Source organism: Streptomyces sp. CB02959 (genome assembly GCF_002803155.1).
In the GTDB taxonomy this organism is placed as follows: Bacteria; Actinomycetota; Actinomycetes; order Streptomycetales; family Streptomycetaceae; genus Streptomyces.
In genome coordinates this window covers 38921-65367 of record NZ_NNBP01000039.1, presented here as the reverse complement: position 1 = coordinate 65367, position 26447 = coordinate 38921, and the positions used below count along the sequence as shown (strand labels likewise).

At 73.2% G+C, this 26447-nt stretch carries 23 protein-coding genes; 12 read left to right on the top strand and 11 right to left on the bottom strand.

What is annotated here, in order from left to right:
• Window positions 1-129: 129 nt before the first annotated feature.
• Complete coding sequence (locus CG747_RS41185; RefSeq protein WP_257981070.1) at window positions 130-747, top strand: flavin reductase family protein; 618 nt, start codon at window positions 130-132, stop codon at window positions 745-747.
• Here the strand turns inward: CG747_RS41185 and CG747_RS41180 are convergent.
• Window positions 630-1283, bottom strand: coding sequence for a PadR family transcriptional regulator (locus tag CG747_RS41180; RefSeq protein WP_100607013.1), 654 nt, complete (start codon window positions 1281-1283; stop codon window positions 630-632). The genes CG747_RS41185 and CG747_RS41180 overlap by 118 nt on opposite strands.
• Window positions 1284-1420: 137 nt before the next feature.
• Here CG747_RS41180 and CG747_RS41175 point away from each other — a divergent pair, with 137 nt between their 5' ends.
• The 7 genes from CG747_RS41175 to CG747_RS41145 all read left to right on the top strand — a co-directional run bounded on the left by CG747_RS41175 (window position 1421) and on the right by CG747_RS41145 (window position 9797).
• A complete protein-coding gene (locus CG747_RS41175; RefSeq protein WP_100607012.1) occupies window positions 1421-2548 on the top strand; it encodes an LLM class flavin-dependent oxidoreductase in 1128 nt (375 codons plus the stop codon).
• On the top strand, window positions 2545-3297 hold the full coding sequence (locus CG747_RS41170) for a glucose 1-dehydrogenase (RefSeq protein WP_100607011.1): 753 nt from the start codon (window positions 2545-2547) through the stop codon (window positions 3295-3297). Before CG747_RS41175 ends, CG747_RS41170 begins: the two co-directional genes overlap by 4 nt.
• Window positions 3294-4292: an alpha/beta hydrolase gene (locus CG747_RS41165; RefSeq protein WP_100607010.1), complete on the top strand. Its 999-nt coding sequence runs from the start codon at window positions 3294-3296 to the stop codon at window positions 4290-4292. Before CG747_RS41170 ends, CG747_RS41165 begins: the two co-directional genes overlap by 4 nt.
• A 140-nt stretch (window positions 4293-4432) precedes the next feature.
• Window positions 4433-4726 carry a hypothetical protein gene (locus tag CG747_RS41160; protein WP_100607009.1) on the top strand — a complete coding sequence of 98 codons (294 nt, stop codon included), beginning with the start codon at window positions 4433-4435 and terminating at the stop codon, window positions 4724-4726.
• Window positions 4727-5062: 336 nt separating this feature from the next.
• Window positions 5063-6829, top strand: coding sequence for a M4 family metallopeptidase (locus CG747_RS41155; protein ID WP_100607008.1), 1767 nt, complete (start codon window positions 5063-5065; stop codon window positions 6827-6829).
• 115 nt (window positions 6830-6944) lie between these two features.
• The gene (locus tag CG747_RS41150) at window positions 6945-8147 is read left to right on the top strand and encodes an MFS transporter (protein WP_100607039.1); all 1203 of its coding nucleotides are present in this window, start codon (window positions 6945-6947) and stop codon (window positions 8145-8147) included.
• 243 nt (window positions 8148-8390) lie between these two features.
• The gene (locus CG747_RS41145) at window positions 8391-9797 is read left to right on the top strand and encodes an 8-oxoguanine deaminase (protein WP_100607007.1); all 1407 of its coding nucleotides are present in this window, start codon (window positions 8391-8393) and stop codon (window positions 9795-9797) included.
• Window positions 9798-9804: 7 nt separating this feature from the next.
• On the opposite strand, the gene CG747_RS41140 is transcribed toward CG747_RS41145, so the two are convergent.
• Complete coding sequence (locus CG747_RS41140; protein WP_100607006.1) at window positions 9805-11166, bottom strand: nucleobase:cation symporter-2 family protein; 1362 nt, start codon at window positions 11164-11166, stop codon at window positions 9805-9807.
• Between the two features lie 110 nt (window positions 11167-11276).
• Window positions 11277-12338, bottom strand: coding sequence for an isopenicillin N synthase family oxygenase (locus CG747_RS41135; protein WP_100607005.1), 1062 nt, complete (start codon window positions 12336-12338; stop codon window positions 11277-11279).
• A 229-nt stretch (window positions 12339-12567) separates the two neighbouring features.
• On the opposite strand from CG747_RS41135, the gene CG747_RS41130 reads away from it, so the two are divergent.
• Window positions 12568-13527, top strand: a complete 960-nt coding sequence (locus CG747_RS41130) for a DMT family transporter (RefSeq protein ID WP_100607004.1) — start codon at window positions 12568-12570, stop codon at window positions 13525-13527.
• A 44-nt stretch (window positions 13528-13571) separates the two neighbouring features.
• Here CG747_RS41130 and CG747_RS41125 read toward each other — a convergent pair whose 3' ends face one another.
• Window positions 13572-13952: a hypothetical protein gene (locus CG747_RS41125; protein WP_257981069.1), complete on the bottom strand. Its 381-nt coding sequence runs from the start codon at window positions 13950-13952 to the stop codon at window positions 13572-13574.
• The gene (locus CG747_RS41120) at window positions 13946-14620 is read right to left on the bottom strand and encodes a TIGR03086 family metal-binding protein (protein ID WP_100607003.1); all 675 of its coding nucleotides are present in this window, start codon (window positions 14618-14620) and stop codon (window positions 13946-13948) included. Before CG747_RS41120 ends, CG747_RS41125 begins: the two co-directional genes overlap by 7 nt.
• Before the next feature lie 52 nt (window positions 14621-14672).
• Between CG747_RS41120 and CG747_RS41115 the strand changes: the two genes are divergently transcribed.
• Window positions 14673-15167, top strand: coding sequence for a MarR family winged helix-turn-helix transcriptional regulator (locus CG747_RS41115; RefSeq protein ID WP_100607002.1), 495 nt, complete (start codon window positions 14673-14675; stop codon window positions 15165-15167).
• Window positions 15168-15289: 122 nt separating this feature from the next.
• On the opposite strand, the gene CG747_RS41110 is transcribed toward CG747_RS41115, so the two are convergent.
• The 4 genes from CG747_RS41110 to CG747_RS41100 all read right to left on the bottom strand — a co-directional run bounded on the left by CG747_RS41110 (window position 15290) and on the right by CG747_RS41100 (window position 19940).
• Complete coding sequence (locus tag CG747_RS41110; RefSeq protein ID WP_100607001.1) at window positions 15290-15499, bottom strand: hypothetical protein; 210 nt, start codon at window positions 15497-15499, stop codon at window positions 15290-15292.
• A 112-nt stretch (window positions 15500-15611) separates the two neighbouring features.
• Window positions 15612-16976 carry an MFS transporter gene (locus CG747_RS41105; protein ID WP_100607000.1) on the bottom strand — a complete coding sequence of 455 codons (1365 nt, stop codon included), beginning with the start codon at window positions 16974-16976 and terminating at the stop codon, window positions 15612-15614.
• Window positions 16973-17122, bottom strand: coding sequence for a hypothetical protein (locus CG747_RS48545; RefSeq protein WP_180985938.1), 150 nt, complete (start codon window positions 17120-17122; stop codon window positions 16973-16975). The genes CG747_RS41105 and CG747_RS48545 overlap by 4 nt, the downstream gene beginning before the upstream one ends.
• A gap of 91 nt (window positions 17123-17213) precedes the next feature.
• Window positions 17214-19940 (bottom strand): SpoIIE family protein phosphatase/ATP-binding protein, encoded by a 2727-nt coding sequence (locus tag CG747_RS41100; protein ID WP_100606999.1) that lies wholly within the window; start codon window positions 19938-19940, stop codon window positions 17214-17216.
• A gap of 330 nt (window positions 19941-20270) precedes the next feature.
• Between CG747_RS41100 and CG747_RS41095 the strand changes: the two genes are divergently transcribed.
• Entirely contained in the window at window positions 20271-20612 is a 342-nt protein-coding gene (locus tag CG747_RS41095) for a hypothetical protein (protein ID WP_100607037.1), read from the top strand.
• Between the two features lie 12 nt (window positions 20613-20624).
• Here the strand turns inward: CG747_RS41095 and CG747_RS41090 are convergent, their stop codons facing one another.
• Both CG747_RS41090 and CG747_RS41085 read right to left on the bottom strand, forming a co-directional pair.
• Complete coding sequence (locus CG747_RS41090) at window positions 20625-22070, bottom strand: APC family permease (RefSeq protein WP_257981068.1); 1446 nt, start codon at window positions 22068-22070, stop codon at window positions 20625-20627.
• Between the two features lie 305 nt (window positions 22071-22375).
• Complete coding sequence (locus CG747_RS41085; RefSeq protein ID WP_100606998.1) at window positions 22376-24469, bottom strand: SpoIIE family protein phosphatase; 2094 nt, start codon at window positions 24467-24469, stop codon at window positions 22376-22378.
• 369 nt (window positions 24470-24838) lie between these two features.
• On the opposite strand from CG747_RS41085, the gene CG747_RS41080 reads away from it, so the two are divergent.
• Entirely contained in the window at window positions 24839-26383 is a 1545-nt protein-coding gene (locus tag CG747_RS41080) for an AMP-binding protein (protein ID WP_100606997.1), read from the top strand.
• Window positions 26384-26447 lie beyond the last annotated feature (64 nt).

Below are 26447 nucleotides of genomic sequence, written 5' to 3'. Positions count from 1 at the left end.
GGTGGCGGTGATGTGCGGTGCGGTACCGCCTACTTGACGTGCGGACGTGGCCGGTATCCAATCACAGTGTTTCGGTTAGGCATATACCTAGTAGAAACACGTCGAGAAAATTACTCCTCGGGAGGTCGCGTGCCCACCTACACTCCGCCCACCACTCCCGCCACACGGGTCGACGACGCCGCGATGCGGGACACGCTCAGCCGCTTCTGCACCGGCGTGGCGGTGATCACCGCAATCCAGCCCGACGGGCGACCGGCCGGCATGGCCGTCCAGTCGTTCTCGTCGGTGTCCCTGGACCCGCCGCTGGTGTGCTTCTGCCCGGCCGGGACGTCCACCACCTGGCCGAAGATCAACGCGGCCGGACGGTTCGCGGTCAACGTCCTCGCCGCCGACCAACAGGAGCTGTGCCGCCAGTTCGCGGTCACCGGCGGCGACAAGTTCACCGGCGTCGACTGGCGTTCCGGCGTCAACGGCGCACCGCTGCTGCCCGCGGCGCTCGCCACCATCGAATGCGAGGTGGCGGACGTGCTGCCCGGCGGCGACCATCTGATCGCGCTCGGCCGGGTCACCGCCCTGACGCCGCCGGAGCGACTGCGCGAGACCGACCCGCTGCTCTACTTCCGGCGCACCTACGGGCGCGTGGCGCCTTCGTCATCAGCGGCGCCGGCTGCATCGGCGGCCTCCGCGGCCACCATCTCGTCCAAGTCGGCCAGCATAGCGTCGGCCAGGTCGCGCTCGGAGGCGTAGTACCGCTCCGACCACTTCAGCGCCAGCGAGGGGTAGGCCCAGGCCGCCTCGGCCCGGGCGCCGGCGGCGTCCGCCTCGGCGCGCTGCCGCATCGTCTCGGCGTACTCCCGGTGCCGACCCAGCACCTCGCGCATCTGCTCGGCCTCCAGCAGGTGCCCCAGCCAGAGCCGCAGCATCACGCCGTGCTTGAGCACCGGCGGCTCGACGGGCGCCTCGCGCGCCCACCGGCGGACCGCCGCCATGCCGTCGTCGGTGATGACGTAGACCCGCTTGTCGCGGTTGCCGGTCTCCTGGGCGACCATCCGCGAGCTGACGTAGCCGACCTTCTCCAGGCGCTTGAGCTCGCCGTAGATCTGGCTGAACGACGGGCTCCAGTAGAAGAAGCGCAGCGACCAGTCCGACCACTTCTTGAGGTCGTAACCGGACAACTCCTCGCCGAAGGAGAGGAGTCCGAGCACCGCCCAGCTGGTCGCCGGCAGCGCCGGACGCTCCGCGTCGCCCCCGGCCTGCGCTCCGCGCGCCTTCTTCTCCGTCACGCTCCGCAGTCTACGGCCTCGCCGATCCCCCACCTGACGGGACATCGCCGACCCCCTTCCCTCTCGCTACGTATACCTGCTAGACATATTCCTATTAGAAATAGTCTCCCCACCCTCCAGAACGAGGAGGCAGTTCCATGAAGTTCTCGATGATCTTCGAGGCACAGCTGGCCGACCCGACGCCCGAACGGGAGCGCCAGGTCATCCGCGACTGCGTCGAACAGGCCGTCTACGCCGAGGAGATGGGCTTCGACCGCATCTGGGCGGTGGAGCACCACGCGCTGACCCAGTACGCGCACATGAGCGCCTCGGAGATCTTCCTCACCTGGGTCGCCGCCCGGACCTCCCGGATCCGGATCGGCCACGGCGTGGTCACCATGCCGTTCGGCTACCAGCACCCGGTGCGGGTCGCCGAGCGGGCCGCGATGCTCGACGTCCTCTCCGGCGGCCGCGTGGACATCGGCGCCGGCCGCGGCGCCACCAAGCAGGAGATGTCGATGTACGGGGTCCGGCCCGAGGACACCTACCCGCAGATGGAAGAGGCGCTGCAGATCTTGAGCAACGCCTGGCGGGAGGAGACCTTCGAGTGGCACGGCACGCTCGACATCGGCCCCGGCGCGATCCTCCCGCGCCCGGTGCAGGGCCCGCACCCGCCGCTGTTCATGGCGTGCAGCAAGCACGACACCCTCAAGCTCGCCGCCGAACTCGGCATCGGCGCCCTGGTCATGGGGTTCGCCGGCGCCGACGACGTGCGCACCATGCGCAAGGTCTACGACGAGGCGATCGCCACCCGCAGCGGCGACCGGCTGGTCTCCACCGAGACCAACGACCACTTCTCCGCGCTCTGCCCGACGATCGTGCTGGACGACGGCCCGGCCGCGTACCGCCTCGGCACCCGCGGCCAGCGGTTCTTCGCCGAGGCCATCGCCCACTGGTACGGCAACGGCCCGGCGCCCACCGTCCACGACGAGCACGACGACCACGTGGCGGCGCTGGCACAGGACCGCCAGGAACTGGTCGCCAAACTGCACGAGGCCAACATCCCGGCCCGCCCGGTCGACACCGGCACCTACAACGCCCAGCACGCCTACGGCACCGCCCAGGACGCCATCGCCTACGTCGAGCAGCTGCGGGAGATCGGGGTGGACGAGGTGATGTGCCTGATCCAGATGGGCACCGTGCCGCAGGAAGCCTGCATGGAGACCATCCGGCACTGGGGCGAGACGGTCATCCCGCACTTCCGGGCGCTGGAGGAGCAGGCATGACCGCCGACGGGCCGTCCCTGGACGGCAGGGTCGCGGTCGTCACCGGCGCCGGGCGGGGGCAGGGCGCGGCCGAGGCCCGCCTGTTCGTGGCCTCCGGCGCCCGGGTGGTGCTCGGCGACGTCCGCGAGGAGGAGGGCCGGGCGCTGGCCGCCGAACTCGGCGACGCGGCCCGGTTCGTCCGGCACGACGTCACCGACGCGGACGGCTGGCGGGCGGTCGTCGACACCGCGGTCACCGCCTTCGGACGGCTGGACGTACTGGTCAACAACGCCGCCCTGTGGTGGACCGCGCCGGTGGACCAGGAGACCGAGGAGAACTTCGACCGCCTGCTGCGGGTCAACCTCCTCGGTCCCTTCCTGGGGATCCAGGCGGCCGTCCCCGCGCTGCGCGCCGCGGGCGGCGGCTCGATCGTCAACATCTCCTCGACCGCCGGACTGCGGGGCATCCCCGGTCACTCGGCCTACGGGGCGAGCAAGTTCGGGCTGCGCGGGCTCACCAAGTCCGCCGCGCTGGACCTGGCTGCGGACCGGATCCGGGTCAACTCCGTCCACCCGGGGATGATCGACACCCCGATGGTGGCGGACGCCCTGGGCCCGGCCCCCGGCGAACAGGACTGGCCGCGGGTGCCGCTGCGCCGCATCGGCCGCCCGGACGAGGTCGCGGAGCTGGTCCGCTTCCTGGCCTCCGACGCGTCGGCGTACATCACCGGCGCGGAGTTCGCGGTGGACGGGGGGCTGACCACCCGATGACCGACGCCCCGCCCGCCCCCGCGGCCGACGCCCCCGACCCGCTCTCCCCCCGGGCCCGGGCACTCGTGGACGCGATGTCCGCGGGCTTCCCGGACCCGGCGCGCGGCCCGCTGGACGCCGCCGCGCTGCGCCGCGCCTCCCGGGCCCCGCGGCCCGAACCCGGGGACGGCACGGTGACCTCGGCCGACCGCACCGTCCCCGGTCCGCCCGGCGCCCCCGCCCTCCCGGTGCGCGTCTACCGGCCGGACGCCCCCGCCGCCGGCCCCCGCCCGCTGGTCGTCTTCTTCCACGGCGGCGGCTGGGTCCTCTGCGACCTGGACACCCACGACGGGCTGTGCCGCCGACTCGCCCGGCGCTGCGACGCGGTGGTGGTCTCGGTGGACTACCGCAGGGCGCCGGAGGACCGCTTCCCGGCCGCCGCCGAGGACGCCTACGCGGCGACCCGGTGGGCCCTCGCGCACGCGGCGGAGCTGGGCTGCGACCCGGCCCGGGTGGCGGTCGCGGGCGACTCCAGCGGGGGCAACCTGGCCGCCGCGGTCACCCTGCTGGCCCGGGACCGCGGCGGGCCGCCGCTCGCCGCCCAGCTGCTGGTCTATCCGGCGCTCGACCACCGCCTGGCGGGCCGCTCGGCCGTCGAGTACGCCACCGGCTTCTTCCACACCACCGCCCATATGCGCTGGTACTGGGACCAGTACCTGGGCCCGGACGGCGACCGGGGCAACCCGTACGCCTCCCCCGGCCTCGCCCCGGACCTGACCGGTCTGCCGCCCGCGCTGCTGGTGCTGCCCGCGTGCGACCCGCTGCGGGACGAAGGACGCGCCTACGGACGGGCACTGCGGGACGCCGGCGTGCCGGTGCGGGTGGACGAACACCCGGACACCTTCCACGGGTTCCTCGGCGCGGCGGGCGCGCTGCCGGCGGCGGACGCCGCGCTGGAGGCGGCCGGCAGCTGGCTGGCCGACACCCTGTGTGACGGGGGCGTGACGAGCGGGTGAGGGAGGGGTGGCGAGGATGGTGACAGTGTGCGGGGGCGCCGTGGCGGCCTGTCGATGCGGTGCGCCGCCGCACGCCGAGTGCCAGACTTGAAGCACCGCGCCCGGCGGCCGGCCGGGGCCTGGGGACCGAGGGGAACGACATGACCTGGGCATCTTGGACCACGGTGGGGATCCACGCCCGCCCCGGCGCGGTGGAGACCGAGGAGATCGGCCCGATGCAGGGCGATCTGACCATCCACACCACGTGGTCGGAGGACGAGGCGCACGTCGCCGTGCAGTACACCGGCTCCTCGGACTGGTACACCATGACGGGCAGCCCCGTCCCTTGCCACTCCGAGGCGGACAGTCGCGCCTTCCACCAGGCCGTCGTCGAGGCGGTCCGCGGCGGCGAGAAGGCCCAGGCGTCGCTGGAGGAGCTCTTCCGCACCGGCTAGGGCGCGCCCTCCACCCCTGACCGACCGGCCGGGACGGCAGCAGCCGTCCCGGCGGTAGTCGTGTCCGGAAAATCTTCCGTGTTCCCGCACAACCTCCGTGCGGTCCGGTGAGTCTTTCCCGCCAGAACACGATTGGTCATCTTCCGACTACCTAAAGCTGATCAATTATCAATTTTTGACTACCTGGCATGGAAAATTGATCATTTCTCTTTACATGCCCATGCCAGACATACCAGGGTCTGTGCGGGGCCGGACGGCCCCCGCGGTGTGCAACGCCACCGCGTGTACGGCCGGTTGGCGCATGCCACCGCCCACAGCACATAAGGACGCAACGCTGTGCGTAGACCCCACATACGCAGCCGCCACCTGGCGATAGCCCTGGCCGTCACCACGGCCGCCACCCTCGCCGCGGGCGCCGCCGTCGCAGCCCCCGCCGCCTCCTCGCCCGCCGGCACCCCCTCCCTCGTGGCCACGGCACGCGCCGCCGCCTACGCGCACTCCGCGACGACGGGCGTCAGCAAGCAGGACACCCTCACGGTCACCGACACCCTCGTCGACCCCGACGGGCACCGGCACGTGCGGTTCGTCCGGACCCACCGCGGGATGCCGGTGCTCGGCGGCGACCTGGTCATCCACCTCGGCGCGGACTCCGCCTACCAGGGCGTGACCCGGGCCGCCCGCCACCAGGTGGACCTCCCCGGCACCGACCCGAAGCTGTCGGCCCGCCAGGCCGCCACCAAGGCCGCCGCCGCGGCGCAGGGCACCGCCGGCGAGCCCCGGCTCGTCGTCGACGCCCGCGAAGGCCGGACCACCCTCGCCTACCAGGTGCAGGTCGACGACAGCCGCACCGCCGAGGCCGGCGGTGCCCGGACCGTCGTCATCGACGCCACCACCGGCAGCGTCCTCAGCAACATCCCGGTCAACGACCCGTTCCTGTCGCCGTCCGTCCTGCACAAGCTCCGGCAGCGGGGCGAGCGCCCCACCCCCGGCACCGCGGCGGCCGCCACCCCGGCCACTCCACACAAGCCCGCCGCCGGCCACTACCCGGCCGCGGCCACCGGCACCGGCGCGTCCCTCTTCGTCGGCACGGTGCCGCTGTCCACCACGCAGACCGCCAAGAACGCCTTCGTCCTGCGGGACGGCACCCGCGGCAACACCGAGACCCGGGACGCCGGCGGCAAGGAACTCGACAAGTTCATCTCCGCCAAGCCCCTCACCAACGGCACCAACCGCTGGGGCAACGGCACCACCGCCGACCGGACCACCGCCGCCGTCGACGCCCAGTTCGGCATCACCAGCACCCTGGACTTCTACAAGAAGACCTTCGGCCGCAACGGCATCAAGAACGACGGCACCGGCGCACACGCCCTGGTCCACTTCGGCACGAACGTCGGCAACGCCTTCTGGTCCTCGGACTGCGGCTGCATGCTCTACGGCGACGGCGACGGCAAGGTCTTCAGCAAGCCGCTGGTCGTCCTGGACGTCACCGGCCACGAGCTGACCCACGGCGTGGTCGACGCCACCGCCGGCCTCCAGCCCACCCGCGTCGACGCGGAGGGCCACCAGTTCGGCGAGCCGGGCGCGCTCAACGAGTCGCTCGCGGACATCTTCGGCAGCGCGGTGGAGTTCGCCACCAACAACCCGAAGAACCCGCCCAACTACCTCATGGGCGAGAAGCTCGGCCTGGCGCAGAAGTTCCTGCGCCGCCTGGACAAGCCGTCCCTGGACAAGCTCGAAGGGACCGTCGACTACTGGTCGAAGGACACCTACGACACCGAGGTGCACGCCGGCTCCGGCGTCTCCTCGCACGCCTTCTACCTGCTGGCCGAGGGCAGCGGCAAGAAGACCATCGGCGGTGTCGCCTACGACTCCCCCACCTTCGACGGCGCCAAGGTGACCGGCATCGGCCGGGACAAGGCCACGGCGATCTTCTACCGGGCGCTCACCCGGTACATGGTCTCCACGACCGACTTCCACGGCGCCCGGACCGCCACCCTCCAGGCCGCCAAGGACCTCTACGGCGCGGGCAGCACCGCGTACAAGACGGTCGACCGGGCCTGGGCCGCCGTCAACGTCACCGCCGCCAACGCACCCACGCGGTGACACCGCGACACCGTGACGCCGTGACAGTGCGCTGATCCGGCCGGACGCGGTGCCCCGCCACGCGCGGGGCGCCGCATCCTGGCCCGGCCCGGCGGCCGGCGCCTACGTTGACGCCATGACCGTGCGCACCGGCCGGGCCCGTCGCCCCGGCAGCCCCGCCGCGGCGGGCGTCTTCGCGATCGGCATGGCGGGAACGACCCTGCCCACCCCGCTCTACGGGCTCTACCGCCAACAGCTCGGTTTCTCCGAACTGACGGTGACCGTGGTCTTCGCCACCTACGCCCTCGGGGTGATCACGGTCCTGTACGGCGCGGGCAACCTCTCCGACGCCACCGGCCGGCGCCCGGTGCTGTTCGCCGCGCTGGGCCTGTCCGCGGCGAGCGCCCTGTGCTTCCTCTTCGAAGGCGGGCTGCCGCTGCTGCTGCTCGGCCGGGTGCTGTCCGGTTTCGCCGCCGGGCTGTTCAGCGGCGCAGCCACCGCCGCCGTCCTGGAACTGGCCCGCCCCGGCCAGGAGTCCCGGGCCGCCTTCGCCGCCACCGCCGCCAACATGGGCGGTCTGGGCTGCGGCCCGCTCCTCTCCGGTGTGCTCGCGCAGTACGCGCCCCGCCCGCTGGCCCTCCCCTTCCTCGTCCACCTGTTCCTGCTGGCCCTCGCCACGCTGGTGACCCGGCTCCTGCCGGAGACCGTCGCGCACCCGCACCGGCCGCGCTCGCTCCGGCCCCAGGGGCTCGTGGTCCCGCCGGCGGTCCGCGGGGTGTTCGCGCCCGCCGCGGTCGCCGCGTTCGCCGGTTTCGCGCTGCTCGGACTGTTCACCGCGATCGCGCCGGCCTTCGTCGCGCAGACCCTCGACGTGCACAACCTCGCGGTGTCCGGGGCGGTCGTCTGCACGGTCTTCCTCGGCTCGACCCTCGGCCAGTCCCTGACCGGCCGGATCGGCGTCCGCGCCGCGCTGCCGACCGGCTGCCTGGTCCTGGTGCTGGGACTCCTGCTGGTCGCCACCTCGCTCGCCACGGCTTCGCTGCCCGTCCTGGTCGCCGGCGCGCTCTGCGGCGGCACCGGCCAGGGCCTGGCTTTCCGCGCCGGGCTCACCGCGGTGGGCACCGCCGCCCCGCCGGAGCACCGCGGCGGCACCCTCTCCGCCTTCTTCCTCGTCGCCTACCTCGGCATCTCCCTGCCCGTGGTGGGCGTCGGCGCGCTCACCACCGGACTGGGGCTGCGCGGCGCTGGCCTGACCTTCGCGGGGTGCGTGATCGCGGTGGCGGTGGCGGTCGGCGGGTACGTCCTGCGGCGCCCGCTGCCGGCGGAGCATCCGGTCTGACGCCCGCACGGCCCGGCCGGGACTGGCCCGCCGCAATCCGGGAAGGGCTCCAACGACGGTTGCCCGCCGTCGAGTTGGGACATCGACTCCGGAAAGTGAGACCTCGGGAAGGAGGACCGCCCGTCCGCCGGCAGGCCCGGCGGTGACGATCCGGTGGCCGCGCACCACACCGGTACAGGGCCCGCGCGCAGGCATCGTGCCCCGTGCCGGAGCATCGGCACGCCGCATCACAGGAGTCCTCGCATGACCGACACCCACCACCACGCCCGTCCGGACGGCGCCGCCGACCCGGCATCACCCTGCGACCTGCTCGTCCGGGACGCCCGCCTGCTGGTCGTCGACGGCGACACCGAGATCCCCGGCGGCTGGATCGCGCTGCGGGACGGCCGCGTCGCGGCGTACGGTCCGGCCGGCACCGAACCGGCGCGGGCCGCCCGCACGCTCTCCGCCGCGGGCCGCCTGGTCACCCCCGGCCTGATCAACACCCACCACCACCTGTACCAGAACCTCACCCGTTCCTACGCGCCCGCCGTCAACGGCACCCTCTTCACCTGGCTCACCACGCTCTACCCCCTGTGGGCCGCCCTCGACGAGGAGGCCGTGCACCTCGCCACCTACGTCGGCATCGCCGAACTGCTCATGGGCGGCTGTACCACCTCGACGGACCACCACTACGTGCATCCGCGGCCCCGTCTGATCGACGCCCAGATCCGCACCGCTCAGGAGCTCGGCTTCCGCTTCCACGCCACCCGCGGCTCGATGACCCGCTCGACCGAGGACGGCGGGCTGCCGCCCCGCTCGGTCACCCAGACCGCCGAGGAGGTGCTGGCGGACAGCGAACGGCTGGTCCGCGCCTACCACGACCCGGCCCCGGGCGCGCTGAGCCGGGTCGCCCTCGCGCCCTGTTCGCCGTTCTCGGTGACCCGGGAGCTGATGACCGCCACCGCCGAGCTGGCCGAGCGGCTGGACGTCCGGCTGCACACCCACCTCGCCGAGGACCCGGACGAGGACACCTACTGCCTTACGACCTACGGCTGCCGGCCCGTCGAGTACTTCGAGTCCGTCGGCTGGATGACCGACCGCACGTGGGTCGCGCACTGCGTCCACCCCACCGCGGAGGAGCGCGCCCGGCTCGCCGCCGCGGGCGTCGGGGTGGCGCACTGCCCCAGCTCCAACATGCTGATCGCGGGCGGCACGACGGCGGTCCAGGAGATGCGCGGGCTGGGGATGCCGGTCGGCATCGGCTGCGACGGATCGGCCTCGACCGACCACGCCTCGCTGTGGCTGGAGACCCGGGGCGCCCTGCTGCTCGGCCGGTACCGCGGCGGCCCGGCGGCGATGACCGCCCGGGACGCCCTGGACATCGCCACCCGCGGTTCGGCCCGCTGCCTGGGCCGGGCGGACGAACTGGGGCAGCTGCGCCCGGGGGCCTGCGGCGACCTCGTCGTCTGGGACACCCCCGAGGTGGCCCTGGCCGGGGCGCTCACCGACCCGGTCGAGGCGTGGCTGCGCTGCGCCCCGTCCCGGGCCTGGACCACGGTCGTCGGCGGCCGGGTGCTCGTCGACGGCGGCGAGCTGCAACTCCCCGAGCTGGCAACGAAGTTGCGGGAGCACGCCCGGGTCGCCCGGCGGATGCAGAACCTGGACTGACGTAGCGTCAGCCCGCTGCCGACGCCCCCTCGGCCCGACGCCGCCCGTGGTGGAACACGAAGTGGAGACCCAGCGCGACCACCAGCGCCGCGGTCGAGGGGCTGCCGAAGACCAGCTGCCACCACTCCGGGAAGCGGTGGTAGATGCGCGGGGCGACGACCGGCAGCATCCCGGTGCCGATCGCCGCCGCCGCGATCAGCAGGTTGTCGCCCCGGTCGAGCCGGGCCCGGCGCAGGATGTCGATGCCCACCGCGGCGACGGTGGCGAAACACATCAACGAGGCTCCGCCGACCACGGGTTGGGGGAGGGAGGCGATCAGTTCGCCCAGTTTGGGGAGGGTGCCCAGGCACACCATCACGACGCCGCCGGCCGCGGTGACGTACCGGCTGCGGATGCCGGTCATGAGGGTCAGTCCGATGTTCCCGGCGAAGACCGTGTCGGGGAAGGAGTTCATGGCGCCGCCGAGCACCCCCGACAGGCCGTCGGCGGCCAGGCCGCGGCCCAGCGCCCGGTCGGTCAGCGGCCGCTCCACCGCCTCGCCGACCGCGATCATCTGCGCGGTGGACTCGGCGAACACCACCAGCATCACCACGCACATGGAGACCACCCTGGCGAGCGGGAAGGTGGGGGCGCCGAAGCGGAACGGGGTGACCAGCCCGAGCCAGTCCGCGTCCGCGACGCCGGAGAAGTCGGTGAGCCCCATCGGGAGCGCCGCCAGGGTCCCGGCGAGCAGCGCCAGCAGAACACTCACCTGGGCCAGAAAGCCGCGCAGGAACCGCCGGAGCAGCAGCATGAAGCCGATCACCCCGCCGGCCAGGGCCAGATGGGCGGGCGGGGCGTAGTCCGCCGCCGCGGGGTCCGGTCCGGCGATCATGCCGGGGGCGGCACCGATCAGCGCCAGCCCGACAACGGTGATCACCACCCCGCTGACCAGCGGCGGGAACGCCCGCAGCAGCCGGGCGAACGGGAGCGCCACCAGCATTCCGAAGAGCCCGGCGGCGATCATCGAACCGTAGACCGCGGGCAGCCCGTACTCCCGGGCGATCATGATCATGGGGGTGACGCAGACGAAGGAGCCGCCGGTCACCAGCGGCAGCCGGACCCCGAGGAACCGCCCGGCGCCCAGGCTCTGCACGACGGTGACGAGGCCGGCGACGAAGACGTCCGCGTTGACCAGGGCGCCGACCGCCGGGCCGGTCAGCCCCGCGCCGGCGCCGAACATCAGCGGGACGGCGATCGCGCCCGCGTACATCACCAGCGCGTGCTGCACCCCGAGACCCACCGTCCGGCCGGCGGTGGGGTGCCGTTCGCCGTCGGCCCGGACGGGCCGGGGGCGGCGGAGCGGAATATGACGCGGTTTCAGGGGCATGGCGGACCTCTCGGGCACGGGTGGGGCCGGGCGGTGGGGGAGGCGCCCGGCCCTGCCGTCGGTGGCCCGGGACCGGTCGCAACTGCCGTACGGAAGAAGTCAGATGACGGTCAGTCGCTGCGGGCCGCGCGCAGCCGGGCGGCCTCACGGGGCGAGTTGGCGTTGGACTTCCCGGCGCGCGAGCCGCCCAGTTTCTCGGCGAGGTGCCGGCCGACGGTGGTGGGCGGGTACAGCGGCTCGGTGCCCACCGGGACGCAACCGGGCAGGCAGCTGATCTCGGCGTCCCAGTTGCCGTCGTGGAAGAACGCGGCGGAGCGGCGGCGCACCACCCGCCCGCTCGCGTCGGTCGGCGGCAGCACCCGGTGCATGGTCGACAGCCATCGGTCGTTGGTCCAACGCGCCAGCAGGTCGCCGAGGTTGACCAGCAGGCAGCCCGGCTCGGGCAGGACGTCGTGCCAGCGCCCCTCGGTGTCGAGGATCTGCAGCCCGGGGACCCGGTCGGCCCACAGCACGGTGACGATGCCGTAGTCGGTGTGCGCGCCCATCCCCATCTGGTCGCGGTCGACGACGAGTTCCCGCTCGGGGAGCAGGTAGTGGTTCATCCGGAGCACGTCGAGCGAGTGGTCGGTGAACGGCGCGAAGTGGTCCGCGGGCAGCCCCAGAGCGTGCGCGAAGATCCCGGTCAGCCGCCGGGCGAGCCCGCCCGCCTGCTCGCACCACTCCGTCACCGCTTCCCGGAAGCCGGGCACCGACGGCCAGATGTTGGCCGGATAGTGCGCCTCGGGCAGGTCGAGGCCGGGGAAGGCGGCCGCCTCCGCGCCGACGTTGAACGCCTCGAAGAGGTCCTCGGCCGCGGCGGGCACCCCCAGGCTCAGGCTGAGCTTCTCGGTGCGCGGCGGGGTGTAGCCGCGGTTGACGTCGGGCGACGGGGCGCGCAGCGCCTTCTTCCCGTCCATCGGGAGGCCGAAGAAGTCGTCCAGCGCCGCGGCGAAAGCGCGCGCCGCCGCTTCGGGGATCCCATGCCCTCCGATCTGCATGAATCCGACGGTGCGGGCCGCCTGGTCGATCTCGCCCGCGATGCCGGCCCGGTCGGCGGCGGTGCCGTCCGTCCAGGCGGAGATGTCGATGACGGGTACGTCGAGTACGCCGTTCACGGCCGTGGCCCTGCCCATCGCATGCTTCCTTCCGTCGTGCTCGGTCCGCTCCGGAGGCGCTCCGCGGTCCCGCGCGGCGCCCACCCACCCCTATCCGCTTCAACAGTTTGATGAACGCGTTGTGAACGGTCCCCCGGGGAACGAGCCGAAACCGGCTGGCCGTTGGCCGACATGCGCAGGTCAACTCCCCTCTTATACGACAACACTTCGCCGAATACCGAACAGTCGCCGACCTAGGCTCCTCCGCATGACGACCCCCTCCCGAGAAACCGCCGCCCCCTCCCCCATACCTCTCGCCGGGCCCTCTCCCACCCAGCCCTCCGCCAGCCGGCCCGCGCTGGCCGCCGCGGCCGTCACCGTCGTCCTCTGGGCCTCCGCGTTCGTCGCCATCCGCAGCGCCGGCACCGCCTACTCCCCCGGCGCGCTGGCCCTCGGCCGCCTGCTGACCGGCTCGCTGGTCCTGGGGTTGTTCCTGCTCGTCCGGGGCGGCGGCCGACCGCCGCGCGCCGCCTGGCCGGGCATCCTCTGCTCGGGCGTGCTGTGGTTCGGCATCTACACGATCGCCCTCAACTGGGGCGAACGGGAGGTGGACGCCGGCACGGCGGCGCTGCTCGTCAACACCGGCCCCATCCTGATCGCCCTGCTCGGCGCCCGGTTCCTGGGCGAGGGGCTGCCGCGCGGGCTGTTCGCGGGGCTGGCGGTCTCCTTCGCGGGCGTGGCGGTGGTGGGCCTGTCGATGTCCGGCGGCGGCCGGTCGTCCGTGCTCGGCGTCCTGCTCTGCCTGCTGGCCGCCGTCGGCTACGCCGGCGGGGTGGCCGCCCAGAAGCCCGCGCTGCGCCACACCGGCGCGCTGACGGTGACCTTCTACGGCTGCCTGACCGGCGCCGTCGTCTGTCTGCCGTTCGCCGGCACCCTGGTCTCCGAGGCGGGCCGCGCGCCCCTCCCGGCGACCCTGAACATGGTCTACCTCGGCGTCTTCCCCACCGCCGTGGCCTTCACCACCTGGGCGTTCGCCCTGGCCCGCAGCACCGCGGGCCGGTTGGGCGCCACCACCTACGCGGTGCCGGTACTGGTGGTCCTGATGTCCTGGCCGACCCTGGGCGAGGTGCCCGGCCCGCTGACCCTCGCGGGCGGGGCACTGTGCCTGGCCGGCGTGGCGCTCGCCCGCCGACCGACACTGCGGCCCGGCTCCCCCGGTCGCGGGTGAGGAACTCCAGGGCCGGTCCATCCCCCCGTTCCGCCGGACCCGACCTAGCCGCGAAGGCCGGCCGCCGCGCGGGACCAGACCTCGTCGGGCGCGGCGCTCGGCACCTCCCAGGTGGACGACGCCACGGTGCCGCGCCCCCGGTAGCGGCGCATGACCGCCACATGCGCCGGTGCGCCCAGGAATCCGGCGAGGGCGGTGCGGTCCCGCCAGATCGCCACCGCGCCGCAGCGGCGGGCCGTCGGGCGGGCCCAGAGCCACATGCCGTGCGCGCCGTCCAGCACGGGCCAGTCCTCCGCGAGCCGGCGGGCCGCGCGGTACACACCGGGCAGGTCCGCGAGCGCGGACAGCCGGAGGTCGGTGACGCTGACGAGCGCGGGGCCGGGCCGACCGCTGTCCGGACCGGCGATCCAGGAGGTCCTCAGCATGCCGGCGCCCGCCAGTCCGCCGAGCGGCCGAGCAGCGCCAGGATCCGGTCCAGCGTCCCGGTGCCGTCGGCCACCGGCAGGCCGGGGCGGAAGGAACTGCCGGGGGCGAGCCGGGCGGCGCCGTCCGGGACGGCCAAGGCGATCGGCAGGGCCGCGTCGAGGAGTTCGGGGTCCGGGTCGTAGCGCAGGTCCAGGCTCCGCGCGAGGTCCCAGCTGTGGACGACGTAGTCGATGAGGTGGAAGCCGATGGCCTGGGCGGCGGGGATGGTCCGATCGGTGGTGAATTCCGGGAGGGCGAACGGGAGGTCGGGGTCCGCCACGGTCGCGAAGGCCGCGAGGACGTCGTCGGCGGCATGGCGGTAGTGCGTCGCCGCCGCTGTCGCGTCGTCGCCGACCGGGCGGACCGCCCAGTGCGCCAGGTCCCGCCCGCGTCCCAGCGCGGCCGCCGCGAACCCGTGGTGCTGGGCCGCCAGATGGCCGAGCAGCGCGGCCAGGTCCCATCCCGCACAGGGGGTGGGCCGGGCCAGGTCGCCGGGGGCGAGCCGGTTCACCAGCGCCACGCTGTCCCGCACCGCGCGGGCGTCGAGCTTCCGCAGGCGGTCCAGGTCCGCCCGTTCCGTCGTCGCGGGCGCCGTGTGCGCCGCGTCCTGTGTCGAGTTCGTATGCATGCGCTTACGATCTGCATGCGCACATGATCTGTCAAGGGGTATTTTCCTTTGCATGGCCGAGCACGCAGCATCCAGGGACACCCCGACCCGAGGGCGGCCGACCGCCCGCCCCGACCTGGCCGCGATGCTGGTCCCGCTGTGCCGCGCCCTGGTGGACGCCGAACGCCCGGTGCTCGACGCGCACGGGCTGACGATGTGGGCCTACGCGGTGCTGCTGCGCCTCGACGAGACCCCGATCCGCACCCAGGCCGCCCTGGCCGAGGCGATCCGGGCCGACAAGACCCGGATCATTCCGATCCTGGACGACCTGGAGTCCCGCGGGCTGATCCACCGCCGGCCCGACCCCGGGGACCGCCGGGTCCGGCTGGTCTCCGTCACCCCCGAGGGACGGCGGCTGCGGGACGCCGTCCAGGCCGACATCCAGCGCGGCGAGGAACACCTGCTCGCCGACCTCCCGACCGCCGACCGGGAGGGTTTCCTGCGCGGCCTGCTGGCGCTGCACGCCCTCCCCGAGATCCCCCCGCACCGCCCCTCGCGCGACGCCTGACCGGGCCCGGCGGCCGCACCGCGCCTCATATGACAGATGCCGGCCGGGTCGCCCGAAGGCGGTGGGTCCCGGCCGGCACCCGCCGACGCGCGTCCGATGACGTCACGCGGCGGCCGCGTCGCTCACTTCGAGCCGTCGTGCGCGAAGTGCCGCTTGTGGAAGCCGTCGTGGAAGACCGGGTTGCCGTCGATGACGGCCGCGTCGAACGAGCGGCCCGCGAACCAGCCCTTGCCGTAGTGGTGGCCCTTCCCACCGGCGAGCGCGGTGCTCGCTCCGCCCAGGACGATGCCGACGGCCAGGGCACTGACTGCGATCACGGCACGGATGCGCATGTCTGCTCCTCAGGAGTACTGAGGGGTGATATCGATCCCCTCAGGGATCACCCTGGCGAAAGATATTAAAACCCGACTTACCGCCAATCGCGTGAGCTCGCGCCGACCGGCCTCAACTCACGCTGCTGGAAGGCGAGTTCGCCTCGTCCGACGGAATGCCCGCGGAGCCGCCGCCGGGCCGCGCCGGACCGGGCCGCAACCCGAGCGTCACCAGAATGACGGCCACCGCCAGGAAGCCGGCGAGCACCGCGAAACCGGTCAGGCTGGTGCCGGTGACGTCGGTGAGCCAGCCCACCAGGTAGGGGCCGGCGAAGCCGCCGAGGTTGCCCAGGGCGTTGATGAGGCCCATCGCCACGGCCACCACCTCGAAGCGGAGCAGTTGGCCGGGGATGGCCCAGAAGGGGCCGTAGGGCGCGTACACCGCGGCGGCCGTGACGCACAGCAGCAGCATCCGCGGCACGGCGCCGTGTACCGCCTGCCCCAGCAGCAGCGCCGCGATGCCCACCACCAAGGGGATGGCGACCGCCTGCCGCCGCCGGCCGGTGCGGTCCGACCAGACGGCGTTGCCGATCATCACGACCAGCGCCACTGTGAACGGGACCGCGGTCAGCAGTCCGACCTCGGTGGCGGAGCCGTTGTGGGTGAGCTCCTTGATGACGGCCGGCAGCCACAGGCTGAAACCGTAGAAGCCGGTGATCCAGAAGAAGTAGACCCCGATGAGGACCAGGACGGACCGCTGGCGGACCGCGCCGAGGTAGGAGCCGCCGCCGGTCGCGGGCTTGGCGGCCTCGTCGGCGGCGAGCGCCCGCGCCAGGTGGTCGGCCTCCGCCGGGGAGATCCAGCGGGCCTGCGCGGGCCGGTCGGAGACCGCGAACCACCAGACCAGCGCCCACAACAGCGGTGGCACCCCTTGGAGCACCAGCACCCAGCGCCAGCTCGCGTGGTCGAGCATCCAGCCGGAGAGCGGCGCCATCAGCACCGACGACAGCGGCAGGCAGGCCATCCACAGGGCGTTGGCGCGGGCCCGCTCGCGGAGCGGGAACCACGAGGCGAGGAGGATCAGCACGGCCGGCCAGACGCCGCCCTCGAAGAAGCCCAGCACGAACCGCGCGGCGTAGAACTGGGCCCGGGACTGCACCAGGCCGGACAGCACTGCGGACAGGCCCCAGGCGACCATGAGGATCAGGACGGTCTTCCGGGCGCTCCAGCGCTGCGCGAGAACGGCCGCCGGGATCTGGAGGAAGACGTAGCCGAGGAAGAAGATGCCGCCGGCCAGCCCCTTGTCGGCGTTGGAGAGGTCCAGGTCGCCGTGCATGTAGGGGAGGACGACGGAGACGTTGTTGCGGTCGAGGTACGCCAGCATGTACATGATCGCGGCGACCGGGATGACGTAGAGCCAGCGCTTGGCCGGTACCGCCCCGGAGAGCGCGGTGGCGGTGCCGGCCGTCGGGTCGCCGGTCCGCGGAGCGTCGTTCATCGGGCCGCCGCCGTCCCGCGGGCGACGCGGATCCGGTCCGTGCGGCGGCTGCGGGCGGCGTCGTGCACGGTGCCACCGCCCGCGCCGGGCAGCTCCGCCATGCGCTCCCGCCGGTGCCGGATGGCCGGACGTCCCCCACTGGTCACGTGACCGCGCCCCTCCCGCCGTGTCCTGCTCCGACTGCCGCAAGCTGCGCGTTTCGCGCAACTGGAGGGTAGCAGTCGGTAGTTGACCGGGTCAGGGCCCGCGGTCGGCGGGGGCCTCCGGAGCCCGGTTCGCGTCGGACAGCGTCTGCTCGGTCCAGATCACCTTGCCGTCGCCGGTGTAGCGGGTGCCCCACCGCTCGGCCAGCTGGGCGATCAGGAAGAGGCCGCGGCCGCCCTCGTCGGTGCTGGCGGCGTGCCGGAGGTGCGGGGAGGTGCTGCTGTGGTCGGCGACCTCGCAGATCAGCGAGCGGTCGTGGACCAGCCGGACCCGGATCGGACCGACGGCGTACCGGATGGCGTTGGTGACCAGCTCGCTGAGGATCAGCTCGGTGGTGAACGCCTCGTCGGCCAGCCCCCACTCGATCAGCTTGCGGACCGCGGCGGCGCGCACCTGGGCGACCGCGGAGGGGTCGGCGGGGACGTCCCAGTCGGCGATGCGCGCGGCGTCCAGCCGCCGGGTGCGGGCGACCAGCAGGGCGATGTCGTCGGTCGGGCGGTCCGGCAGCAGCGCTTCGAGCGCCGCCTCGCAGGTCTCCTCCGGGGTCAGCCCGGGACGGTCGGCGAGGGCGCGGCCGAGCAGGGCCATGCCCTCGTCCATGGCGCGGGAGCGGTCCTCGATGAGCCCGTCGGTGTAGAGCACCAGGCGGCTGCCCTCGGCGAGCTCCAGCCGGCAGGTGTCGAAGGGCATCCCGCCGAGCCCGAGCGGCGGGCCGCCGGGCACCTCGACGAACTCCGCGCTGCCGTCCGGCCGCAGCACCAGCGGCTGGACGTGTCCGGCGCGGGCCATGGTGCAGGCGCCGGTGACCGGGTCGTAGATGGCGTAGAGGCAGGTGGCGCCGGTGATCGGGGCCTTGGGGCCGTTGCCGGTGCCGTCCGCGCCCTCGTCCAGGTCGATCCGGGTGACCAGTTCGTCGAGGTGCCACAGCAGCTCGTCGGGCGGCACGTCGAGGTTGGCGAAGTTGTGGACGGCGGTGCGCAGCCGGCCCATGGTGGCGGCGGCGTGCAGGCCGTGGCCGACGACGTCTCCGACGACCAGGGCGACCCGGGTGCCGGGCAGCGGGATGATGTCGAACCAGTCGCCGCCGACGCCGCCCAGCCCGCCGAGGCCGGCCTGTGCGGGCAGATAGCGGAAGGCGGCCTCGACGGCGTTCTGGTCGGGCAGGCCGCGCGGCAGCAGGCTGCGCTGGAGGGTGACGGCCATGGTGTGCTCGCGGGTGTAGCGGCGGGCGTTGTCGAGGCTCACCGCGGCGCGGGCGACCAGCTCCTCGGCGAGCGAGAGGTCGTCCTCGTCGAACGGCTCGGGGGTGTGCGCACGCCAGAAGAGGACCACGCCCAGGATGGCGCCGCGGGCCCGCAGCGGGACCGCGATCAACGAGTGGATACCGTGCGCGACGATCTGCCGGGCGCGTTCGGGGTCCTGCCGCTGCCAGCCGGAGAACGCGGTCAGGTCGGCCTCCAGGACCGGTTCGCCGGCCGGCAGCCGGGTGCCGAGCACGGTGGTGGGCGCGAACTGCATCGGCTCGCCCACCGGGTAGAGCGACCCTTCGGGCACCTCGCCGCCGATGGCCGTGCGGCGCATCGCGACGGCCGCACCGGTGGTCTCGGGCTCCTCGCCGTTCAGCACCGACTCGGCCAGGTCGACGGTGGCGATGTCGCTGAACCGCTCGGCGGCGAACCGGGCCAGTTCCTCGCAGGTGCGCACCACGTCCAGGGTGGTGCCGATCTCGGCGCCGGCGTCGTAGAGCAGTCTCAGCCGCCCGCGGGCGAGGTCGGCGCGGCCGGTCAGGGCCCGGAGTTCGGTGGTGTCGCGGAGGGTGGTGACGCTGCCGGGCGGGCCGCCGGCGCGTGCGGTGGAGCGCTGGTTGACCGCGAGCAGCCGGTCCCCGACCGGGTGCACCTCGTCGGTGACGACCCGGCCGGACTCCAGCAGCACGGCGGTGGCCGGGTCCAGCCCCAGCTCGGCGACCTGGCGGCCCTCGACGTCGGGCGGCAGGTCGAGCAGCCGCCGGGCCTCGTCGTTGGCGAGCACCAGCCGCCCGTCGCCGCGGACGATGATCACTCCTTCCCGGACCGCGTGCAGCACCGCGTCGTGGTGCTCGTACATCCGCGTCATCTCTTCCGGCCCCAGCCCGTGGGTCTGGCGCCGCAGCCGGCGGCTGACCAGGGCGGTGCCGCCGGTGGTGAGCAGCAGCACCCCGGCCGCGGAACCGAACAGCAGCGGGAACTGGTCGTTGACGACGCCGCTCACCTTGCTGATGGTGATGCCCGCGGAGACCAGGCCGACGACCTTGCCGCCGGTGCCGACGACGGGCACCACGGCCTGGACGAGCGGCCCGATGGTGCCGGTGATCTTCTCGGTGACCACCTGTCCGTCCAGGGCGGGCCCGATGTCGCCGACGAACTTCTTGCCGATGCGGTCGGTGAGCGGGTGGGTGTAGCGGATGCCCTGGGTGTTCATGACGACGAGGAAGTCGACCCCGGAGCCCTTGCGGGCGGCTTCCGCGCGGGGCTGGAGCACGGCGGTGGGGTGGGGGCTCTTGAGGGCCGCTTCGAGGCCGGGCGCGCTGGCGAAGGTCTGGGCCACGGCGACCGAGCGGTTCCGGGCCTCCCGTTCGGAGTCGGTCCCGGACTGCAGCACCAGGGCCGCGATGGCGGCGGCGACGAGCAAGACCACGATCGCCACTTGCAGGAGAAAGACCTGACCAGCGACAGTTCGCATCCTCAGAACCGAACGCGGGCGGCCGTAGCGTCCGGCCATGTCCTCTTTCTACACCTCCCGCATACGGTGGGCGAGCCGCGCACTGCGCAGCGCAGCGGCCCCGGAAAGCCTGCGGCACAGCAGCGCCAGTAAAACCTGTGGGTCTGTTTCCCGGCTACGGGTGTGCGCCTCCCGGCTCCCTCCATGTAACTCTTCCCACAGATCGGGATGGTTGCGGAGCGGCCGTGGATCTGCCGGACAGTGCCACCGCCGCGGGCAACGTTCCTGGTCAGCGGCGCTTACTCGGGAGTCGGGCGGGGTGCGGCGGCGGTCGGTGGGCGGTCGGAGCCGGGTCGGGGGCCGCCTGGCGCGTATGAGACGTTCGTGGGCATGCATGTTGCAGCAGAGGAGATCCGTGCCGACGCGGCGGTGCTCATCGACCACCATGCGCGCGGGGCGTGGCAGCCGAACGACGCGGACCGCCGCGCCGCCGTCGCGCTGTTCCGCTTCCTGGAGACGGGGCTGCCGCTGTCCGGCGAGCAGATCCGTGTCGCCCTCGCGCACCCGGAGCCGGTGGAGCGGGCGACCGCCGGGCTGCTGGCGCTGCTGCGGGCCACCGCCGGGCTGCTGGACGACGCGGACGTGGCCGACGGCCCCGCCGGGCGGGATGCCGTCGACCACGTGTGTCTGCTGTTGGACGCGCTGGCGCTGTCCCGGCCCGACGGCCGGTGAGGGCGCGGGCGGTCAGGAGCGGGCCGGCTCGGCGGCCGTGGCCAGTTCGTCCTCGGGTACCGAGATGACCCAGTGGCTGTCCTGCCGCGGGCGGAGGTAGAGGGCCCAGTAGGCGGTGGCCGCCGCGACCACCCCACCGGTGATCAGCAGGCTCTTGGCGCTCTGCTGGCAGAGCACCCAGGCCAGGACCAGGACGATCAGCGCCGGGACCACCGGCCACAGCGGCATCCGCCAGGCGAGCCGGTTCTTGTGCTCACCGCGACGGGAGACCAGGGCGCCCAGCGCGACGAAGACGTACATCCCGGCGACGGCCACGCCGGTGACCTCGTTCAGGGTGTCGAGGGTGACGAAGCACAGCGCGGCGCCGGGGACGCCGACCGCGAGGGTGGCCGCCCAGGGTGAGCCGAAGCGCCCGCCGACGTGCGAGAAGATCCGGTTGACCGGGGTCGGCCAGGCGGCGTCGCGGGCCGAGGAGAAGACCACCCGGGAGTTCTGGATCACCATCACGATCGCCGCGTTGATGATCGCCAGGGCGATGCAGAGGCTGACGAACGTGCCGATGGCGGAGTTGCTCCAGCCCTGCACCATGCCGGCGACGTCACCGGCGCCGAGCGTCTTGAGGTCGGGGGCGCCGAGGGTGATGGCGACGACCGGGACGAGGACCACGGCGGCGCCGATGGCCAGCGTCCACAGCACCGTCCGGGAGACGTTGCGCCGCGGGTTCTCCATCTCCTCGGCGAGGTACACCGCGGTGGAGAAGCCCTGGAGGATGAAGAGCGCGGTGGCGAGCCCGGTCACGATCAGCCCGCCGGTGACCGCGGTACTGGTGCCGTGCCCGGCGTCCATGACGGGGTGGACGAGGGTGCTCGCGGACCGCTGGGTGTGGGTGAAGCCGAGGAACGCCACGACCGCGGCGGCCACCACCTCCAGGACCAGGAAGATGCCGGTGATCCAGGCGTTGGCGCGCAGGTCGAGCAGGCCCATGGCGGTCGCCAGCAGCATCACCGCGGCGGCGGTCGCCTGCTTGTCCAGGTGCACGATCGGGGCCAGGTAGTCGGCGGTGCCCAGCGCGATGATGGGCGGCACGATCATGACGACGATCAGGGAGAGCACGAAGACCAGCCAGCCCGCGAGCCGGCCCATCAGGGTGCCGACCATGGCGTATTCGCCGCCGGAGCTGGGGATGAGGGTGCCCAGTTCGGAGTAGGTGAAGGCCACTCCCACGCAGAGCACCGCCGCGATGGCGATGGTCAGTGCCGTGCCGGTGCCGAGGGTGGCGAACGAGTCGGGCACGATCACGAAGAGCGAGGACGCCGGGGTCAGGCAGGACAGGGTGAGCAGAGTGCCGCCGACCACACCGATGGACCGGGTGAGTTTGGGACTGTCCGCCGGTTTCGCGGTCCGGGCTTCCGGCGCTGCGGTGGCGGTGACAACGGGCGTGGTGGGCATATCGGTCATCCGGGTCCCATCGGTGCTGGAGGGCAGGAGGGGGCGGCACTGTGGGGAGGAGTGCCGGTGAGCGGTCGCACCAGATGCACTGCGGGGCCGCTTCGGTGACCGGAATACAACCTCCGTCGGGCACTCCCGTCAAGAGTTCGTTAAGCCCGCGTGGCAACGAAATCCGTAGCCGTTGACGCACTAAACACGGTTATCCATGTCGAGTGGGCCCCATCCACGCGGATTTCGCGAGCCTTTGCGGCGCTACGGATTCGTCGGCCGCGCGGCCCGGCGACTTTCGCCGTTCCGCGCGGCACCGGCGGGATTCAGCCCTCGCTGCCCCGGATGCGGGCGATCAGCAGCGCCACGTCGTCGTGGTCGTTGCCGTGCCGCAGCTCGCTCAGCAGGCGGTCGCAGAGTTCCTCCAGCGGCCGTTCGGGCTCGGCGAGCAGCCCGAGGAGGCGGTCCAGGCGGGTGTCGATGGCCTGGTCGCGGGTCTCGATCAAGCCATCGGTGTAGAGCACCAGCTGGTCGCCGGCGCGCAGCGGCACGACGGTCTGCTCGAAGGCCACGTCGCCGACGCCGCCCACGCCGAGCGGGGCGCCGGTGGGCAGGTCGAGGAGTTCCGGCGGGCGGCCGGGCCGCACCACGACGGGCGGCAGGTGGCCGGCGACGGCGATCCGGCACTCCTCCCGGTGCGGGTCGTGGACGGCGTAGAGACAGGTCGCGAAGGCCGGGTCGAGGCCGCCGGCGATGTGGTCGAGGTGGTGGAGCACGTCGGCCGGTGCGAGGTCGAGGTCGGCCAGCGCACGGGTGGTGGTGCGCAGCTGCCCCATGGTGGCGGCCGCGTTGATGCCACTGCCCATCACGTCGCCGACGACCAGCGCGGTCTTGTCCCCGGCGACCGGGATGACGTCGTACCAGTCGCCGCCCACTTCGCTGGCCGCCTGCGCGGGCTGGTAGCGGTAGGCGATGTCCATCGTGGCGGGCTCCGCCGGACGGTGGTTCATCAGGTGCCGCTGGAGGGTGAGCGCGGTGCGTCGTTCGCTCTGGTAGGAGCGGGCGTTGTCGATGCAGACCGCCGCCCGGGAGGCCAGTTCGACGGCGAGCGCCGCGTCGTCCTCGTCGAAGGGCAGGGGGTTGTCGGTGCGGTAGAGCGACAGCGCGCCCAGCACCTCGCCGCGGGCGATCAGCGGCACCGCCAGATAGGAGTGCAGCCCGGCCTCCCGCAGCAGCTCCGCGCCCTGCGGATCGGCGGCGATGTGCCGCCGGTCCTCCGGGCTCACGTCGGCGACCAGCAGCGGGCGGGCCGCGGTGACGCAGCGGGTGATCAGCCGCTCGGTCTCGTAGGCGGCGAGCTGCCCGGTGGGGTCGGCGGCGCCGACGGCGGGCGTCTCACCGGCCGCGGCGACCGCCAGGGCCCGGAAGCGGGCCGGGCCGCCGCGGCCGGGCACGCCGGGCCGGCGGCCGTCCAGGACGGCGTCGAGGACGTCGACGGCGGCCAGGTCGGCGAGCTCGGGCACGATGACGTCGGCCAGCTCCTGGGCGGTCTGGCCGACGTCCAGGGTGGTGCCGACGGTCGCCGAGGCGTCCGCGATGATCGCCAGCCGCCGGCGGGCGCGGGCCGCCTCGGTCGCGGCCCGGTGCTGCTCGGTGACGTCCACGACGGAGGTGGCCAGGCCCAGCACCCGTCCGTTGGCGTCCTCCAGCCGGTAGTACGAGACCGACCACGCCTGGTCGACGTCGGGGTGGGCGGCGGTGCGGCCGACGGAGAACTGGTTCAGCAGCGGCCGGCCGGTGGCCAGCACCTCGCGCATCCGCTCCTCGATGACGTCGGTCTCCAGGAACGACAGGGCGTCCTGGACGTGCCGGCCGATGTGCTGTTCGGCGGGCAGGTCGTTGATCCGCTCCAGCGCCGGGTTGACCATCACGAACCGCAGGTCGGCATCGAGCACCGCCAGCCCGATCGGCGACTGGGCCACCAGCCGCACCGACAGCGCCAGGTCCCGCTCCACCTCGCGCAGCACGGCCTGGTCGGTGGCGATGCCCAGGGCGTAGGAGGCGCCGTGCTCGTCCTGGAGCCGCATGTTGCGGAATTCGACCAGCCGGGTGCCGCCGTCCTTGTGCCGGACGGGGAAGACCCCGGCCCAGCTCTCACCGCCGGACATCACCTCCGCGAAGAGGCGCAGGACGAGGTCGACGTGCTCGGGGTGGACCAGCAGCCGGGCGGCGGACCGGCCGAGCGCCTCCTCGGCGGTCCATCCGAAGAGCTCCTCGGCCTGGGGACTCCAGAGCGTGATCCGGCCCTTGGCGTCGAGCATGACGGCGGCCACGCCCAGCACGTCCAGCAGGCCGCCGGGCTGTGCCGGGCCGGCCCCGGCCTGGGCAGCACTGTCCGGGAACGCGTCGGTCGCACCCATCCAGGCACTCCTTCCGCCGGTCTCCTGACCGACAGCCGTGGCGCTCCGTGCACGGCCGGTTCATGCCGTGCTGCCGCTGCCCTCCATCATCTCTCGACACCGGACGGACCCGCAGGCAGAGCGGGTCCCACCAGAGGCGGGGACCGCACCGGATGGAGCATTATGGGCCGCCTTTCCCCGGCCGGGCGACCGGGTTGACGATATTGATCCACTCGGCGATGGCCGGACAACGCCCGCGCGGGAGCATCCGACTTGGAGATGTCGATCTCTTGGGACTACTCTGACTTTAGTTGCTGGAGGCAACCAATAATAGTCAGTCGCACCACCGGCGTACCCCCATACGCCGCCGGGGTCAGGAGGACTCCCCCAATGCCCATATCCGACCAGCCGTTCCGCACATATGTGGAGGAGAACCTCGATGCACTTAACCGCGACCCGCACCGCGAGGTCCTGGTCCACCAGGGCCGCCGGGTCACCGGCGGCGAGTTCCGCACCCTGGTCCTGCGGATGGCCCGCGCCCTGCGCGACCGAGGAGTCACCCGCGGCACCACCGTCACCCTGCTGAGCGGCAACCTCCCCGAGACCGTCGCCGCCCGCTACGCCGCCAACCTCGTCGGCGCCCGGGTCAACCACCTGTACAACAAGCTCTCCGCCGACTCCCAGGCCGCGATCGTCCGCGACGTCGAGACGCACGCCCTGATCGTCGACCCGCGACTGGTCGAACGGGCCGCGGAACTGGTCGAGTTGGCACCCGTACCGGACGTCCTGGTACTCGGCCCGGCCAAGCTGGGCACCGACCTGCTGGAGCTGGCCGCCGACCGGAGCGACGAGCCGTTCGCCGCCGACGCCCGGCCCGACGACATCTGCACCATCCGCCACACCGGCGGCACCACCGGCCACCCCAAGGGCATCTGCACCACCTTCGAGCAGGTGCGGTGGTTCCAGGGCGTGCTCCCGGAGTACGAGGGCGTGGAGCACCGGCAGCTGGTCTGCACCACCCTCGCCCACGCGGCCGGCTACATGGCCGACACCATGCTGTACTCCGGCGGCGCCGTCGTCCTGCTCGACGACTTCGACGCGCAGGAGGTCCTCGCCACCATCGAGCGCGAGCGGATCACCGCGCTGTTCCTGCTGCCGCCGCTGCTGTACCAGCTGATGGACCACCCAGACCGGCCGCACACCGACACCTCCAGCCTGCGGATGGTCACCTACGGCGGCTGCCAGGCGTCACCGGCCCGACTGGCCGACGCGGTCCGGGCGTTCGGGCCGGTGCTCATGCAGGGCTACGGCCAGAACGAGGCCGGCGGCATCAGCGTGCTGCTGCCCGAGGACCACGACCCCGAGCGCCCCGACCGGCTGCGCTCGGCCGGCAAGGTGCTGCCCGCCGTCGAGGTGGCGATCCGCGACGAGTCCGGACGCGATCTGCCGACCGGCGAGCACGGCGAGGTCTGCGTCCGCTCCGCCATGATCATGCAGGGGTACTGGAAGCAGCCGGAGCTCACCGCGGAGGTCCTGCGGGACGGCTGGCTGCACACCGGGGACGTCGGATTCCTGGACGACGAGGGCTACTTGACCATCGTCGACCGGCTCAAGGACATGATCGTCGTGGTCGGCGGCCATGTGTACACCACCGAGCTGGAGGACCTGCTGAACTCGCACCCGCAGGTGCTCCAGAGCGCCGTCTACGGCGTCCGCGACGCGGACCGGATGGAGCGGGTGCACGCGACGGTGGTGCGGACCCCCGGCGGTGACGTCGACGCGGAGCAGCTGCGCGCGATGGTGCGCGAGGTCCGCGGCGCGATGTACGAACCGGCCCGGATCACCTTCGTCGACGCACTGCCGCTGACCGACGCCGGCAAGCCGGACAAGAAGGAACTCCGGCGCCAGGCCGAGGAGTCGGGCGCCGCGGCCTGATCCGGCCGGCCCGTTAAGGGGCACCGGCACCGGGCCGACGATGACGGGCCGCCGCAGTACACGA

What these genes read in the sequence shown, in the direction of transcription:
- CG747_RS41090 (WP_257981068.1), bottom strand. Translation starts at nt 22,070, where the DNA reads ATGACCGATATGCCCACCACGCCCGTTGTCACCGCCACCGCAGCGCCG.
- CG747_RS41105 (WP_100607000.1), bottom strand. Translation starts at nt 16,976, where the DNA reads ATGAACGACGCTCCGCGGACCGGCGACCCGACGGCCGGCACCGCCACC.
- CG747_RS41145 (WP_100607007.1), top strand. Translation starts at nt 8,391, where the DNA reads ATGACCGACACCCACCACCACGCCCGTCCGGACGGCGCCGCCGACCCG.
- CG747_RS41175 (WP_100607012.1), top strand. Translation starts at nt 1,421, where the DNA reads ATGAAGTTCTCGATGATCTTCGAGGCACAGCTGGCCGACCCGACGCCC.
- CG747_RS41085 (WP_100606998.1), bottom strand. Translation starts at nt 24,469, where the DNA reads ATGGGTGCGACCGACGCGTTCCCGGACAGTGCTGCCCAGGCCGGGGCC.
- CG747_RS41120 (WP_100607003.1), bottom strand. Translation starts at nt 14,620, where the DNA reads ATGCATACGAACTCGACACAGGACGCGGCGCACACGGCGCCCGCGACG.
- CG747_RS41080 (WP_100606997.1), top strand. Translation starts at nt 24,839, where the DNA reads ATGCCCATATCCGACCAGCCGTTCCGCACATATGTGGAGGAGAACCTC.
- CG747_RS41160 (WP_100607009.1), top strand. Translation starts at nt 4,433, where the DNA reads ATGACCTGGGCATCTTGGACCACGGTGGGGATCCACGCCCGCCCCGGC.
- CG747_RS41150 (WP_100607039.1), top strand. Translation starts at nt 6,945, where the DNA reads ATGACCGTGCGCACCGGCCGGGCCCGTCGCCCCGGCAGCCCCGCCGCG.
- CG747_RS41125 (WP_257981069.1), bottom strand. Translation starts at nt 13,952, where the DNA reads ATGCTGAGGACCTCCTGGATCGCCGGTCCGGACAGCGGTCGGCCCGGC.
- CG747_RS41095 (WP_100607037.1), top strand. Translation starts at nt 20,271, where the DNA reads ATGCATGTTGCAGCAGAGGAGATCCGTGCCGACGCGGCGGTGCTCATC.
- CG747_RS41100 (WP_100606999.1), bottom strand. Translation starts at nt 19,940, where the DNA reads ATGGCCGGACGCTACGGCCGCCCGCGTTCGGTTCTGAGGATGCGAACT.
- CG747_RS41140 (WP_100607006.1), bottom strand. Translation starts at nt 11,166, where the DNA reads ATGCCCCTGAAACCGCGTCATATTCCGCTCCGCCGCCCCCGGCCCGTC.
- CG747_RS41165 (WP_100607010.1), top strand. Translation starts at nt 3,294, where the DNA reads ATGACCGACGCCCCGCCCGCCCCCGCGGCCGACGCCCCCGACCCGCTC.
- CG747_RS41110 (WP_100607001.1), bottom strand. Translation starts at nt 15,499, where the DNA reads ATGCGCATCCGTGCCGTGATCGCAGTCAGTGCCCTGGCCGTCGGCATC.
- CG747_RS41115 (WP_100607002.1), top strand. Translation starts at nt 14,673, where the DNA reads ATGGCCGAGCACGCAGCATCCAGGGACACCCCGACCCGAGGGCGGCCG.
- CG747_RS41170 (WP_100607011.1), top strand. Translation starts at nt 2,545, where the DNA reads ATGACCGCCGACGGGCCGTCCCTGGACGGCAGGGTCGCGGTCGTCACC.
- CG747_RS41135 (WP_100607005.1), bottom strand. Translation starts at nt 12,338, where the DNA reads ATGGGCAGGGCCACGGCCGTGAACGGCGTACTCGACGTACCCGTCATC.
- CG747_RS41130 (WP_100607004.1), top strand. Translation starts at nt 12,568, where the DNA reads ATGACGACCCCCTCCCGAGAAACCGCCGCCCCCTCCCCCATACCTCTC.